This window comes from Paenibacillus larvae subsp. larvae, assembly GCF_002003265.1.
Taxonomy (GTDB): domain Bacteria; phylum Bacillota; class Bacilli; order Paenibacillales; family NBRC-103111; genus Paenibacillus_H; species Paenibacillus_H larvae.
Genome location: NZ_CP019687.1, coordinates 2,761,839 through 2,776,164, shown reverse-complemented (window position 1 = coordinate 2,776,164; position 14,326 = coordinate 2,761,839). Strand labels below are relative to the sequence as shown.

10 protein-coding genes and 3 pseudogenes are annotated in these 14,326 nt (G+C 43.3%); 8 read left to right on the top strand and 5 right to left on the bottom strand.

Translation table 11 applies throughout. The annotated features are described in order from the left end of the window. The first annotated feature begins 113 nt into the window (after positions 1–113). Positions 114–980, top strand: a complete 867-nt coding sequence (locus BXP28_RS14340) for a cytochrome c oxidase assembly protein (protein WP_024093220.1) — start codon at positions 114–116, stop codon at positions 978–980. Between the two features lie 233 nt (positions 981–1,213). Further along, positions 1,214–1,363 (top strand): annotated as a pseudogene (locus tag BXP28_RS14335) (helix-turn-helix domain-containing protein); the annotation flags it as partial. A 145-nt stretch (positions 1,364–1,508) separates the two neighbouring features. On the opposite strand, the pseudogene BXP28_RS25620 reads toward BXP28_RS14335, so the two are convergent. After that, a pseudogene (locus BXP28_RS25620) lies at positions 1,509–1,645 on the bottom strand (transposase); the annotation flags it as partial. 605 nt (positions 1,646–2,250) lie between these two features. Here BXP28_RS25620 and BXP28_RS22860 point away from each other — a divergent pair. The 4 genes from BXP28_RS22860 to BXP28_RS14320 all read left to right on the top strand — a co-directional run bounded on the left by BXP28_RS22860 (position 2,251) and on the right by BXP28_RS14320 (position 6,675). Further along, the gene (locus BXP28_RS22860) at positions 2,251–2,391 is read left to right on the top strand and encodes a hypothetical protein (protein ID WP_155116267.1); all 141 of its coding nucleotides are present in this window, start codon (positions 2,251–2,253) and stop codon (positions 2,389–2,391) included. Between the two features lie 145 nt (positions 2,392–2,536). Continuing rightward, entirely contained in the window at positions 2,537–3,442 is a 906-nt protein-coding gene (locus BXP28_RS14330; RefSeq protein ID WP_023483562.1) for an ABC transporter ATP-binding protein, read from the top strand. After that, positions 3,435–4,703, top strand: a complete 1,269-nt coding sequence (locus BXP28_RS14325; RefSeq protein WP_023483561.1) for an ABC transporter permease — start codon at positions 3,435–3,437, stop codon at positions 4,701–4,703. The genes BXP28_RS14330 and BXP28_RS14325 overlap by 8 nt, the downstream gene beginning before the upstream one ends. 334 nt (positions 4,704–5,037) lie before the next feature. Beyond that, entirely contained in the window at positions 5,038–6,675 is a 1,638-nt protein-coding gene (locus tag BXP28_RS14320; protein ID WP_023483560.1) for a pyridoxal phosphate-dependent decarboxylase family protein, read from the top strand. Between the two features lie 224 nt (positions 6,676–6,899). Here BXP28_RS14320 and BXP28_RS14315 read toward each other — a convergent pair. Beyond that, positions 6,900–7,718: pseudogene (locus BXP28_RS14315) on the bottom strand (MFS transporter); the annotation flags it as partial. Between BXP28_RS14315 and BXP28_RS14310 the strand changes: the two are divergent. After that, the gene (locus BXP28_RS14310; protein WP_023483558.1) at positions 7,698–8,183 is read left to right on the top strand and encodes a hypothetical protein; all 486 of its coding nucleotides are present in this window, start codon (positions 7,698–7,700) and stop codon (positions 8,181–8,183) included. The pseudogene BXP28_RS14315 and the gene BXP28_RS14310 overlap by 21 nt on opposite strands. A 242-nt stretch (positions 8,184–8,425) precedes the next feature. Further along, entirely contained in the window at positions 8,426–10,786 is a 2,361-nt protein-coding gene (gene helD, locus BXP28_RS14305; protein WP_023483557.1) for an RNA polymerase recycling motor HelD, read from the top strand. A gap of 48 nt (positions 10,787–10,834) precedes the next feature. Here the strand turns inward: helD and BXP28_RS14300 are convergent, their stop codons facing one another. The 3 genes from BXP28_RS14300 to BXP28_RS14290 all read right to left on the bottom strand — a co-directional run bounded on the left by BXP28_RS14300 (position 10,835) and on the right by BXP28_RS14290 (position 14,283). Next, entirely contained in the window at positions 10,835–12,013 is a 1,179-nt protein-coding gene (locus tag BXP28_RS14300; protein ID WP_023483556.1) for a MalY/PatB family protein, read from the bottom strand. A 182-nt stretch (positions 12,014–12,195) separates the two neighbouring features. After that, positions 12,196–13,002 carry a polysaccharide deacetylase family protein gene (locus BXP28_RS14295; protein WP_023483555.1) on the bottom strand — a complete coding sequence of 269 codons (807 nt, stop codon included), beginning with the start codon at positions 13,000–13,002 and terminating at the stop codon, positions 12,196–12,198. Between the two features lie 447 nt (positions 13,003–13,449). Further along, positions 13,450–14,283: a helix-turn-helix transcriptional regulator gene (locus BXP28_RS14290; RefSeq protein WP_023483554.1), complete on the bottom strand. Its 834-nt coding sequence runs from the start codon at positions 14,281–14,283 to the stop codon at positions 13,450–13,452. Positions 14,284–14,326: the final 43 nt, after the last annotated feature.

The following is a 14,326-nucleotide window of genomic DNA, read 5'->3' as shown; positions in this document are numbered from 1 at the left end:
GGCGGCCTTTGTTTAAGGCCGCCCTCTTGCACGTATAAACTTACATGACTCTGGGGAAGAACATCAAGCCGCAAAGCAGACCCGGAAGCGGCTTAAAAGGAGTTAGATGATATATGGGTGGCAACACCGTCAGTATATTTCAGCTATGGAGTCCGGCTGTCCTGGTTACCGCCATTGCTGCTGGCTGGTTGTATACAAAGATAACGGGATCATGGAGTGAAAAGTTTCGCGATGCTGAACCCGTTCCGGTCAATATGAAGCGAAATTTTTATTTGGGGCTGATCTTGTTTTTTGTTTCGGAGGGGACGCCTCTAGGTTATTTGGGGCACAATTACATGTTCAGTGCGCATATGACGCAAATGTCCCTGAACTATTTGATCATTCCTCCGCTTATTTTGACAGGTCTGCCGGCTTGGGTGATCCGGCCTATCATTGAAATGAAGGGAATCAGAGGGTGCATGAAACTGTTTACTCACCCGATTGTCGCGGTACTGCTGTTTAATCTTTTCTTCTCGTTTTATCATATCCCGTTCATCATGAATACCTTGATGGCGAATGACCTGCTTCTGTTCTTGTATCATACATTGCTTGTGGTCACTTCCTTTACGATGTGGTTTCCGGTATTTTGCCCGGTTCCGGAATGGGACCGAATCACGTCGTTGCAGAAGATCGCATTTGTGGCGGTCAATGGGGTTCTGCTGACGCCTGCCTGTGCGCTGATTATTTTCGCCCAGACGCCTCTGTATGAGATGTACCTGAATGTAATTGTACCTTTCCCGTATCTGTCTTTACTCGATGATCAGCAGCTGGGCGGTGTGATTATGAAGATTATGCAGGAGATTACGTATGGTATTGCCATTGGCATTATTTTCTTTAAATGGTTCCGTACAGAGCGTTCCAAGAATCCGGATCTGCAGATGGATGCTCCGATGGAGCCTCAGGAAAACAATTCCCTTCAACCCTCAGCTTTTTTAAAATAGGATCTGTTAAACGATAATACTGAGAATTCAACAAAAAAGAAAAGGACCCGTTTGCGGTCCTTTTTTTAGGTTTCTGTTTAAACTAAAGCACACTATTTTGCCAAAAAAGAACGCTTCATTTTAACGTAATACACCAGAAGTCTCCTTCCTCTATAGGTGGGAGATGAAGGGTGTTTTCTTTTATCAAAACATACGCTTTATTATATAATGGAATAGAAAAGAGGTGGTTTGATATGGCAAACAAGGCATATAAGTTCCGTTTGTACCCAACTCCACTACAAGAGCAATTGCCTGCAAAAACATTTGGTTATGTTCGTTTTGTCTACAACGAAATACTGGCTGAACGAAAGGAAACCTATGAGCAATTCAAGGATGACAAAAAGTTCCAACAGCCTCACCCCATGTGGTCTTTCTTTAAATCCATCTCAGTCTATCATAAGTTACATGAATAGAAAATAACAATCAAGGCTATGCCTGATTTTTATAAACATGTTCTTTCTTTTCATTGCGGTGAAATCATACCAAGAGTCAAAGTAACAACATATGATTCAAATGCCAAATGAAAAGTGCAGAAACCAGCAATACGATCGCGTTCAGATATTGGTGAGTGGTCACTTTCTGGATTCCCAGACGTGCGTGGCATACGCTGTCAAATAGGTTTTCAGCCACTTCCTTTCCTTGTTTTGTATTGCAATAATTTACCTATGTAAAATTCTACAACATCAAAACCAAATAGAGACAAAAAGTTGAAGAAATTGAACAGAGCAGAATTAATTAATTCAGTTGTTTGTTTGGTGATAATTTATTTTTTATTGTTTCTATGTATAAAGAAATTTTGCAAAAACAAAAAATCAAAAAGTGTACTTTTCTGGTCGATATCTATTTTATCTGTTCTGGGAATTCTCTCGATTTCAACCGTGTTTTTTATAGCTAATTGAACAGAGATATGTTATCATCTACAATAAAAGTAAAATATAGGAAATAGAGGGGCGAGAAAAGCAAGAGAAGAAATTTTTGATGTTCCTCTCACTATTTGCTCTTATCTAGTATGGGCAGCAACAAGTGATAGATTAACCAAAGTTTGAACAGCATTATATAGCTTGGATAAATCTGATCCATTTGTAAGTGAAACAGATTGAAAAATACAGTAAGCTAACAGAAAAACAAAAACAACGATTAATTGAAATTTTATATGACCCCAATATCACCTTTTGACACTATGCAAACATAGGATGCTGGAAAATCTGTTTCCTTGTCAAATGAAGAAGTAATGATAAAAAACGAAGTAGAAGGCAGCACAATAGCCATTTACGTATATGGGACAGCTATTCTTGGTTTTATCTCGGCCTCGGTAGCTATTGTTATTCAACCAAATCCAGGTTATGTAACAGGATGGAAAGAATCTGTATAGAAAATTATTCAAGTTGAAGTTTAAAACGATCATTTATCCAGTATGTTTCAACATGCTGGATAATTTAGTTTCATTTATTCTCTAGAATCATTGAAAATGTATTGACGTAAAAACTTAAAAAATACGGTACAAAGGAGAGAAGAAAATGACAACAGCATTATTGGCAGATGGAATCAGCAAACAATACGGAAGTACCACAGCCGTGAATCATTTGGAACTCCAGGTGAAACGGGGTGAAATCTTTGGCCTGCTCGGAGGTAACGGTGCGGGTAAAACGACGACGATGCGGATGGTGCTAGGATTAATCTATCCCGATGGAGGCCGAATTGTATGGGACGGGAAGGAACGCCATCCCCGGCTTAGCAAGCTGATGGGTTACCTGCCCGAGGAACGGGGACTTTATCCCAAAGTAAGGGTAAGTGAGCAGTTAATCTACCTGACCCAGCTTAGAGGTCTGAAAGCGAAAGAGGCAGACCGCAACTTGAAAAAATGGCTGGAACGTTTCGGTGTACCGGAATATTACGACAAGCGTGTAGAAGAGCTGTCAAAAGGGAACCAGCAAAAAATCCAGTTTATCGCGTCTATTATTCATGATCCCCAAATCCTGCTGATGGATGAACCGTTCAGCGGATTAGATCCTGTTAATGTGGAACTGCTCAAGGATACGGTGAAAGAGCTGAGAAACGAGGGCAAGTCCATTCTGTTCTCCAGTCACCGCATGGATCACGTGGAGGAACTGTGTGAAAACATTTGTATTTTGCATAAATCTAATACCGTCCTAAAGGGAAACCTCAAACAAATTAAGCAGACATTCCCGAAAGAGAAAGTTGTTCTGGAAACAACCGGTCAAGTAACAGGTTTGGAGCAGCTTTCAGGTGTAGAGCAAGTTGGCTGTGACAATGGGCGTTATATGATCCGCATTAAAGACGAGGGAGCAGCCCCGGGGATTCTTGAACATGCTATGAAGCAGGCGATTATCCACCGTTTTCAGGTAATGGAGCCGACGCTCAACGAAATCTTCATCCAAAAGGTAGGTGTCAGCCATGAATGAGATTATGACGATTATCAAATTCACTATTTCAAGCCGTTTCCGCATGAAGTCCTTCAAAGTCATGACATTGTTGTTTGTCATTTTAATTACCATCGGAGCTAATGTTCCTTATCTGATTAAACAATTTTCATCTGGAAGTGATAAGGCTACAGAGGTGGGGATTGTAGCGGATGAAGCGAAATTAGGAGAAAAGTTAACCCCAATCCTGACTAAATATCCCGGTGAAGTCAAGTTCGTTCCTGTACAGGGAGGAGAAGAGAAAGCCAAGTCTCTATTGAAGCATAAAGAGCTTGAAGGGTATCTTGTTCTAAAAGACGGAAACAGTGCAGATTTTCCCGATGTAATCTATAAAGACCAGAGAACCACGCCGGATACGAGTATGAAGCTTAAGCTTCATACCATTTTACAGACGGTCAAAAGCAACTATATTCTTAGCGAAGCGGGACTGACAGAGAGCCAGCTGAACGCTATTCAATCTCCGGTTCATATCGAGACAGAGCAGGTCAATGCATCCGATCAAGAAGCAGGGAAGACTCAGGGCGAGCAGGCCATTGCCTATATTTTTGTATATGCCATTAACTTCCTGCTTTATATGAGTATACTTGGTTACGGACAAATGGTCGCTACTGAGATTACAGCCGAGAAAAGTTCCCGTGTCATGGAAATTCTCATTACCAGTGTGTCCCCGCTTAAACAAATGTTCGGTAAGATCTTTGGAATATGTATACTGGGACTGGTTCAGATCTTATTATGCGTGATAACGGTATTTGCTAACCTGATGCTGCCTTGGAACAGGGAGTTGCTATCCGGTTTGAACCTTAGTTTCAGAGATCTGCCAATCGATCTGATTATCTATTTCGTTATTTTCTATCTGGCTGGCTTTTTTATCTACGCAACCATGTATGCGGCTGTCGGCTCCATGGTTAGCCGTACGGAGGAATTGGGCCAGGCGGTTATGCCTGTGATGTTCCTGGTGATTATCTCGTTCTTCATAGCTTCATTTGGTATGCAGAATCCGAATTCAACTTTGGTAACGGTAATGTCCTTTATTCCTTTCTTCTCACCGCTGATCATGTTCCTGAGAATTGGGCTCAGTGATCCCGCCTTGTGGGAAATCCTCATATCAATTGGCATCATGTTCGCGTCCATCGGGATTCTTGCCTGGTTATCCGCAAAAATTTATCGTGCCGGAGTCCTGATGTACGGCAAGCGCCCGTCCTTTAAAGAATTACGCAAAGCGATGAAGTCGTTTAATGCATGAGTAACGTTTACAAATAAGACTTTTCATGCAAATCCCGTTTAAGCCCCAATACATCAAATATTTGGATGTTATTGGGGTTTTTAATATCGTTCATGAAACAAATGACATTCCATAAAACTTATCCATGAAAAATTTTTGAAACGGTCACATTTGTTTAAGAAAATAAATGTTAAAATTATGGAATAAAGCACCTTATTTAGCAAAAAATGATGCACGATGAATCCTAATTCAACAATTTAATGTTTAAACGGATGAGTTTCATAACTTTATGATATAGATTCAAACTAGCACATTACGTTGAAAATACTGGTGTCACTATTGGGGGAACAGACGTATGAAAACAATTTTGGAAAAAGAAGAAGAGTTTTTACATCCGCTAGAGGATAATTTAGAGACGTTACTGAATAATATAGCTTTTCTCCAAAAACAAATTAAAGGCCGTAATTATCTTAATCCCAAATTTGCTTCAGAGCCATTTCTTTACAAAGAGGATTTGGCAAAGAGCCATGTACCCGAAAAGGGGAAAAGTACGGAAGAAGTCTTTAAGACACTTTCTGAAATGTTCGAAGGAAGCATTCGCCCGCAGTCTCCGTATGCCCTTTTTAATATGGTACCGTCCCCGTTGTTAGATACAGTAGCTGCAGCGGCAATGACGCAACTATATAATATAAATAGTCTAATGGATGCTTTTGGCGGAAAAGCTATATTGTTTGAACAGCGCATAGCAAGGGCTGTTGGCCGTCTAGTAGGCTGGGAGCAATCATACGGGGTTTCTTGTAATGGCGGAAAGCTAACCCTTTTTTATGCTATAAAATCAGCAATTGCTAAGATTGCCCCTGACTCCGGACGCGAGGGGGTTCCCAAAGATCTCGTTGTTATAACCAATGAGGGGGCGCATTATTGTGTTGAACACGTTTGTTCCATACTTGGGTTAGGGGCGAATCAATGTATCCGGATTGGAAGCAAAGAAGATTGGAGTATGGATGTAACTGAGTTAAAGCAGGTTATGCTGAAGCAATTAGCCCAAGGTAAACGCATTGCAGCCATCGTCTGCTGTGGCGGAACGACCATTAACTTTGCTTGTGATGATGCCAATGAAGTTTATGAATGTGTAGAACAGATCTTTGAAGAAACGGAACAAACGTACTTTCCATATTTTCATCTGGATAGTGTTATCGGCTGGTTATGGTTTCATTTTATGGGATTAAGTGAAATAGAGTGGGAACAACGGATTGTAAACCCTGAAATTCGTTTTAAAATCAAACGCGCGGCAGAAAAAATGAAAGGGGTTTCCCGCTTTGATTCATTTGGCGTAGATATGCATAAAAATGGCTTATGCCCCTATGCAACAAGCTTCTTTATTTCAAAAACAGAAGAATGTTTTAACCGCCTGAATGAAGGTACATATACTTATAGAGAAAAAGATTTTGAGTTTGGGAATTTTCGCGCATACCGATATACGATTGAAAACTCCCGGCCGGCCACAGGCATTGCTGCTGCATGGGTGGCAATGAACCGATTGGGGAAAAGAGGATTTCAAGAGTATTTAATCCGGCTGCATACACTAAGCTTACTGTTTAAAAAAGAACTTCAAACTATAAGCGGAGTGTCTGTTATCAATACCGTTTCACTTGGATGGGAAATAGTGTTCACCATTTCATTCAACCGGATTCAATTAGACACTTTTTATGATGAGTCTGACGAGATTGCCAAAGCGTTCATTCAATATTGCTGGAATGAAACTAACAAAGGGCGGGAGATCCCACTAATTAGCATTGTACCGGAGTATAAAGTATGCCCGGGGGATAGATTGAAAACGGCTTTCTTGCTATATCCGATGTCCCTATTTTCAGAGGAAAAAGTAGAGGAAATTGTACGGGCATTAGCATCCTGTATCTATGAATTTGAAATGAAAGTGGTAGAGAGGGAAACTCCAATCAGTGATGCACCTTTGGAAAAACCAATCCGCTGAGAGATTCATCATATATGTCCAAATCTTTTAAGAGATGCTTCTAGTGGTGGCTGGTATTATTAAAGCTCTTCTGTCTGACAAATCTGTTCAAAACAAAAAAAGACCTGCTTAATACAAGCCCTTTTAAACAGATATTTTTTCATATGCTTACTTCAGTTTTTACAAGTTTCATCAACTTTTCCCATAACTGATTATTTGAGGGGTGACTCCTATACTTCGTTTTCTTATTTTTCGTTCAGGGTAATCTCAGGTTTACCAGTCTTGATAGCAGCTGCATGATCCGGTTTCCCGCTTTTTCCAGGCAAAGCCATACGTTCCTTACCCATCATAAACGTAAACAGCAGGGCCAGTACGGCAGGAATAAGTGCCCATACGAAAGTCTGGACAATGGAAGAGGAGAGGGCAGACGTTATTTTGTCCAGGACCGGTCCGGGAATGCTGGCCCGTGCCTGTTCGGATAAGATTGCGCGCGGGTCGTCAGACGTCATGCCCTGCGGCGCACATCCCATACTGGCAAAGGTATCGTTGATTTTACTTGTCATGCCGTTTCGTTGAATAATACCATAGACCGTTATCCCGATCGCCATGCCTAGAGACCGCAGGAAGGCCATGGTAGAGCTCGCAGATCCCCGCTGGGTTGCATCGAAACTATGAATAGCGGACATTCCGAGTACGGAGAAGGATGCCCCGATTCCTAGGCCGGTAACAATCATGTACAGAGTAACGGTAGTACGGGTTGATTCCGGTGTTAAGGTGGTCAAAAGGAATATTCCGCCGATGAAGATCACACCGAAAATCAGCATAATATTGCGGTAGCTCATTTTACTCGAAAGAAATCCGCCCATTTGTGCGGCTACCGTCGTACCAAGCATCATTGGAAGCAGAAGCAGTCCTGAATTTGTAGCGGAACCGCCCATCACGCCCTGTATGAAGATGGGGATGTAAATGGTCGCGACAATAAAGGCTCCACCGGTAAGGAAACCGACGATATTGCTGGCGGCAAACAGCCGTTTCCGGAACATTTGGAACGAAATGATCGGGTCGGCAGCTATCTGGCAGCCGATCCCAGGGTTGATTTTATTTCATGGAAAGAAAAAGATTGGATTTATGCTGTTCAAGGGCAAACAGCAAAAGAGCTCAGGTTTAAAACAAATGGAGATTTAACCGATCCTTATAGGCAGAAGTGGGCAGTAGAGGGGAACTTAGGGGTATTGGATTTAAACACTGATCCATCTAAGGGATCATTGGGTTACGGACAATACCCGGATGCATTACAGCGTTTATCGGGTGCTTTAAATTCTCACCAGGGGGAATTTTTGGTTGTAACCGCAAAGCCGGGGTATGAACTGGCAGACAGAAGTTCACCGAAACACAAAGGCGGTGGAGGCCACGGTTCTATCCGTCAACAAGAGTCGCTGATCCCCTTAATCATATGCGGAACAGATCAAAAGCCGCAGTATTTACGAATTATTGATTTAAAACCTTTTATATTGAAGCTTTTGAAATAGGTAAAAGAAAATCGAAGTTAACGGCCGGTGGATTGGAAACATAAAAAACAATAGTGAAAATATAAAAAAAAGGAGACACCTGTGTCTCCTTTTGTATACATATGGATTGAAAGCACCGAGATCTTATGATAAAATATCGATTGGTCTCTCATTTTTTTGATAATTTAATTTAAAACATTCCAATATTATGTTATCAGAAAAAAAGGTCCGTGTCAATACTTTATGAAAAAGGGAGTGGTTTCATGAATGAACAGGATCGGTTTGAAGAGGAACAGCGATTAGTACGCGTCTTGTCGGAAATCGACCGGCGCTTTGGTGATATTAAGAAATATGCCAGTGCAAAGAAAGCGGATATCGTGGATAACCGAAAAAATTTCTGGGAAGATGTGAGGATTAATTTTGATGATGCCGGTGAAGCCGCCGAAACCTACCGCAGTATAAAGCAGCAGGCCGATGTTCTGCTGGAAAAAGAACGGAGCTACAAGCAGGGACAGAAACAGTTGAACATGTTGAAGCGGATGAGGCAGTCTCCTTATTTTGGCCGTGTTGATTTTAAGGAAGACGGTGGACCGCGGGAACAAATTTATCTGGGTATTGCTTCCTTGCTTGATAAGGATGAAATTGATTTCCTGGTCTACGATTGGCGTGCCCCTGTCTCCAGTCTTTATTATGATTATTCGCCCGGTCCTGCCAGTTATAAGACTCCTGGCGGGGAAATATACGGGGAAATGGAATTAAAAAGGCAGTATATGATCCGGGATGGTCATATTGAGAGCATGTTTGATACGGGAGTGACCATCGGAGATGAGTTTCTGCAAGAAGTACTTGGAAAACAGGCGGACGCTCAAATGAAGAGTATTGTAGCTACCATCCAGAAAGAACAAAACCGGATTATACGGGATGAGCGCAGCCGATTGCTCATTGTTCAGGGGGCAGCAGGCAGTGGTAAAACTTCAGCAGCCCTTCAACGCGCCGCTTATCTGCTTTACCGTTATCGCGGTACACTGCGGGCCGATCAAATTGTATTGTTTTCACCCAATACGATGTTTAACAGCTATGTTTCTTCCGTTCTTCCCGAACTGGGAGAAGAGAATATGGAACAAACTACCTTTCAGGAATATCTGGATTATCGTCTCGGAGACATATTCAAATTGGAAGGTCCGCTGGACCAGATGGAATTCGCTCTAACGGGCTGGAATCAAGAGGGGTATGATGCACGGATAGAGGGCATTCGGTTTAAATCATCCGCAGATTTTATGGAAGTCATTGAACGTTATACAGATCTTTTACGTGGTGAAGGCCTTCTCTTTAAAGATGTCATGTTCCGTGACCGCGTACTTATACCGGCAGAGCGGATAAAAGAGCATTTTTACGGTTTGGATGATTCCATACGGTTCCCTAACCGGATGAGACTGGTCGTCGAATGGCTGCTTCAGGAGCTGAAAGAAAAAGCACAGTTGGAGCTAAAGAAGGGATGGGTGGAAGAGGAGGTCGAACTGCTTGATAAAGACGAGTATGAGTCGGCTTACAGAAAGATGCTGAAGGAAAAACGAAAGGCAGAAGATACCTTTGATGATTTTGGAAGGGAACAGGAATTGCTTTCGGAGAAAGTAGTCAAAAAATATTTTGTTCCGGTCCGTTCCTTTGTTAAGAAGCTTCAGTTTGCCGACATAACGGCTGTTTATCGCCGTCTGTTTGAGGATGGGCAATTGGCTTTACGGCTTCTTCCTAATTTGGAGAGCACACAGTATTGGAGGGAGATTTGCAGTCAGACGATCAAGGGCCTGGACCGCAGAGAACTCTTCTATGAAGATGCGGCCCCCTATTTATTTCTGAAAGAACAAATAGAGGGGTTTCAGACCAACAATATGATCCGGCACGTGTTTATTGATGAAGCACAGGATTATTCGCCGTTCGAATTTGCTTTTCTCAAAAAAATGTTCCCCCGCAGTAAAATGACGGTATTAGGAGACATGAACCAGGCTATTTATTTTCATTCCGGGTCGAATTCCGGCTTCTCACCCCTTTATTCTGTTTTTAAAAAAGAGGAAACCGAGTCGGTCATTCTGACCAGGACTTACCGGTCCACCAAACAGATCGTTGATTTTACCAGAGGTATGATTGCGGGAGGAGAGAATATTGTCCCTTTCAACCGGCAGGGACCCAAACCAACTGTAACACAGGCGGCAGATCAAGCAGATCTTGCTTCCAAAATTGCAGGCCGGATCAAACTGCTGCAGGTATCCGGACACCGGACGATTGCCGTGATCTGTAAAACGGCAAAGGAGAGTACAGAAGCTTACGAGGCACTCCGCAACCTTGTTCCGCTGAGGTTAATCGGAAAAAATACGACTTCTTACGATGCCTCTACATTGGTTATCCCTTCATATCTGGCTAAAGGGGTAGAGTTTGATGCGGTTCTTATTTTTAACGGTTCGAAAGAAATGTACGGTAGGGAAAGTGAACGTAAACTTTTCTATACGGCCTGCACCAGGGCGATGCATGAACTTCACCTTTATTTTACCGGAGTAATGAGCCCGTTCATTGCGGATACTCTTCCCGAAACGTATCTTCTGGAGGATGGACGTTTTTCAAATCAATAATTTTCCGAAGAAGGGGAAGAATATACTGGAACGCTGCTGGCCGAAATGTCAGCAGCATTTTTCCTTGATTGCCCTGTTTATTCTATCCAATCCCTCTTTCAAAAGAGCCCGTGGGGCAGCCAGGTTAATCCGGATAAACCCTTCTCTCTCAGACCCGAATGTATATCCGGATACTACTGCTACTTTAGCCTGCCGGATCATCAAATTTTCGAGGTTTTTACCGTCTATATGTAATCCGCGGCAATCCAGCCAAGCCAGGTAGGTTCCTTCTGATTCGGTTACCCGGATCTCCGGAATGTGTTGATTTATATAATCCTTAAGGAATTCCAGGTTTTGTTTCACATAGGCAAGACATTGTTCCAGCCACTCAGCCCCTTCCCTATAGGCAGCTTCTGTTGCAACCACTCCAAACGTATTGCTGGCTTCGAGATAATAGTTGCCGGCAGCAGTTTCAAATTTCTCCCGCAAATCCCGATCCGGGATGATAATATTCGCAGTTTGAATCCCGGGCAAATTGAACGTTTTGCTCGGTGATGTGCATACAAAAGAACGGCCGGAAAATTCCTTTGAAATTGAACCAAAAGGAGTATGGCTGTTGCCGGGATAAACAAGATCGGCGTGGATTTCATCAGAAATGACCAGGACATTTCTTTTCAGACACATTTCGCCAACTTGTTTAAGCTCATCTTTGGTCCAAACCCGCCCAACAGGATTATGCGGACTGCAAAGAAGGAAGATTTTAACTCCCTTATCCAGTTTCTTTTGCAGATCATCAAAATCTATCAGGTAGCGGCCGTTGTCATATCGCAATGGACTGGTCACCAGCTTGCGGTTGTTTCTCTTAATAACTTGTGAAAAAGGAGCATACACAGGAGGCTGAATAAGAATGGAATCCCAGGGTTCAGAGAAATGGGAGATAATTAGACTGATTGCCGTCATAACTCCGGGGCTGTAGCAGATCCAGTCTCTCCGGATGGACCATTGATGCTTGTCTGACATCCATTGGACGATAGTATCGTAATAGGAATCGGGTCTGAGGTTATAGCCGAAGATTCCATGGTTGGCCCGCTGAATCATTTTTTCAATAACAGGCAAAGGGGATTTAAAATCCATATCGGCAACCCACATTGGCAGCAGATCGCTTTCACCAAACACCTCTTTGAGTCCGTCCCACTTTTTTGAAGCTGTTTGCTTTCGATGGATAAGCTGATCAAAATCGTATTGCATCGTTACACTCCGATCTTTTTGGTTAATGTTCTAAATGTTCTAAATCTATTATTAACTATACCAAACTTTAGGGAGAGGGTGAAAGTGGTGTCAAACACAGAACAAAGGAAAAGGAAATAACGAATGATCAATTGACGTCAAAAAATAACCGGCCCTCTTTAAAAAGAGGCACCGGTGTATTTTTATTTCTTCGCAGGTATGTCCAGCAGATCAGGCACGGTCGTCATTTTAATTCCTTCCTTGCGGAAACCTTCAATGATTCTGGGCAGAGCCTCGACTGACCCCGAGAGGTCCTCCCCGACGCCTCCCCCGCCATGTTGAAGAATAATAGAACCCGGCCTTGCATGGCCCAGGACATTGGTTACAATTTGGTCGGCTGTGAGCCCTTTCCAGTCCAGGGAATCCACATTCCAGAAGATGATATACATCTTTTGGCTGGCCAGCCATTTTACCTGCTCCTCTGTCACATTGCCATAAGGAGGGCGAATCAAGGCAGGTTCATAACCGATAAGTGATTTCAGGACCGCCTGTGTTTTTTTGACCTGATCATGGAAAGCCGCATCGGACAGTTTCACGAAATTGGGATGATCATACGAGTGATTTCCGACGAGATGCCCTTCATTTACCATTCTTTTCACAAGATTCGGGTACTGCTTGGCACGGTTACCCACTACAAAAAAGGTTGCCTTCACGTCATATTGTTTCAGTATATCCAAGATTTTGGAAGTGTACCGGGGATCCGGTACGTCATCAAATGTTAAGGCCACTTCCCGTTTATCGGGAGACCCGCTTACACGGAAATACGTCGGGTATTTTTTATGCAGCTCTTCAAGCGTCAACGGACTCGGCGGTGTACGCTCTTTGGCATGCCCCCCTTCAAGAGCGGGCATTGGTGCTGCAGGCTGGGTTGTACCGGTTTCCAAGGGTGCACCGTATACGATTGTACAGCAGAAAGCCATCATTACGGCGAACAAAAGGATTTTTTTCATTATGTTTGCCTCCAAAGTTTTGTTTATTGGCTGTTTAAGTCAGTTTCATTATGCGCAACATTGTAAAAGATATCCGCCATAAATTAACAACGGATTAACAATCTCGGACACAACTACGGGTGCTTATTATTCGTTTGACTATGCCAATGCCCACTTCATAGTGTTGAATACTAATGAAGATTCAGAGGAATACAGGGATTTTACTCCTGCCCAGATTGATTGGATGAAAAAAGATGTGGCTGCAGCAAGAAAAGCGGGATCGGAGTGGATCATCGTCAATATGCATAAAGGGCCGTATATCACCTCTAATCATGCCACTGATGAAGTATCATGGGAAAGAACGGGGTTCGGAACAAAGTCGCCGCTATTATTTCCGACTTGGGCAAAGCGGAAGTATAATTCTGGCAGAAGAAGAGCAAGTCGTTCATTTCGCAATTTCGCTATTGCCTACCCCAGAAGCTGGCGCAGTTTCGTTTCCGTCGGTGAATCCGGGTCCGGCGTATAAATGCTGCATCGTAAATCGGCATTTCCCTGTACCTGTAAGGAAGTAAGATGGAACTGCATCTTGCCGGCCCTGGCGTGGCGGAATTCGATGACCACTTCCGGGGCTGAACTGACCCGGCTTTGTTCCCAAAGCTGTGTGAAATCCCGATGCTGCTCTTTCATTTCCTTAAGGAATTGTTCATACCATTCGTCTTCAACATATTGGCCGTAGTAAGCGCGAAAAATGGCCAGGAACCCTTCGACAAAATCCTCCCAATTTACCGCTAATCTCCTGAATTCTTTCCGTGTAAACAAAAGCCGAATCATGTTCCGTTGCTCAGGTGGAATTTGTTGAAAGTCCAAAAAGACCTGAGAGGCGGCCTGATTCCATCCGACAATCTGGCACTTCCTATCGGAGATGATAGTGGGACAGAACCTCAACTCTTGCAGGATTCTTTGCAAAGACGGGCTAATTTCGGGCTGTTCTTCTCTGGGATGGGTAATCCCTGCCCCCGTTTCAAGGGCAAGGGCATACAAATATTTACGTTCATCCAGCGTTAATTGTAAGGCGGATGCCACATTATCCAGGACGGATGCGGATACCCGGATATCCCGGCCCTGCTCCAGCCAGGTATACCATGTTGCACTTACTCCAGCCAGCTGGGCAACTTCCTCCCTCCGAAGCCCGGGAGTCCGGCGCCGGGTTCCGGCTGGCAATCCGACGGATTGGGGAGTAAGTTTGGCCCGTTGAGCTTTCAGAAAAGCCGATAAAGCCTGAAGTCTTGTTTGTTGATTCATCAGTATCCCACCCTTTGCGACATAGTAAACAGGTACATCTTAT

Excerpts from the sequence above, each read along its gene's own strand:
- BXP28_RS14340 (WP_024093220.1), top strand. The coding sequence starts at position 114 with ATGGGTGGCAACACCGTCAGTATATTTCAGCTATGGAGTCCGGCTGTC.
- BXP28_RS22860 (WP_155116267.1), top strand. The coding sequence starts at position 2,251 with ATGATAAAAAACGAAGTAGAAGGCAGCACAATAGCCATTTACGTATAT.
- BXP28_RS14330 (WP_023483562.1), top strand. The coding sequence starts at position 2,537 with ATGACAACAGCATTATTGGCAGATGGAATCAGCAAACAATACGGAAGT.
- BXP28_RS14325 (WP_023483561.1), top strand. The coding sequence starts at position 3,435 with ATGAATGAGATTATGACGATTATCAAATTCACTATTTCAAGCCGTTTC.
- BXP28_RS14320 (WP_023483560.1), top strand. The coding sequence starts at position 5,038 with ATGAAAACAATTTTGGAAAAAGAAGAAGAGTTTTTACATCCGCTAGAG.
- helD (WP_023483557.1), top strand. The coding sequence starts at position 8,426 with ATGAATGAACAGGATCGGTTTGAAGAGGAACAGCGATTAGTACGCGTC.
- BXP28_RS14300 (WP_023483556.1), bottom strand. The coding sequence starts at position 12,013 with ATGCAATACGATTTTGATCAGCTTATCCATCGAAAGCAAACAGCTTCA.
- BXP28_RS14295 (WP_023483555.1), bottom strand. The coding sequence starts at position 13,002 with ATGAAAAAAATCCTTTTGTTCGCCGTAATGATGGCTTTCTGCTGTACA.
- BXP28_RS14290 (WP_023483554.1), bottom strand. The coding sequence starts at position 14,283 with ATGAATCAACAAACAAGACTTCAGGCTTTATCGGCTTTTCTGAAAGCT.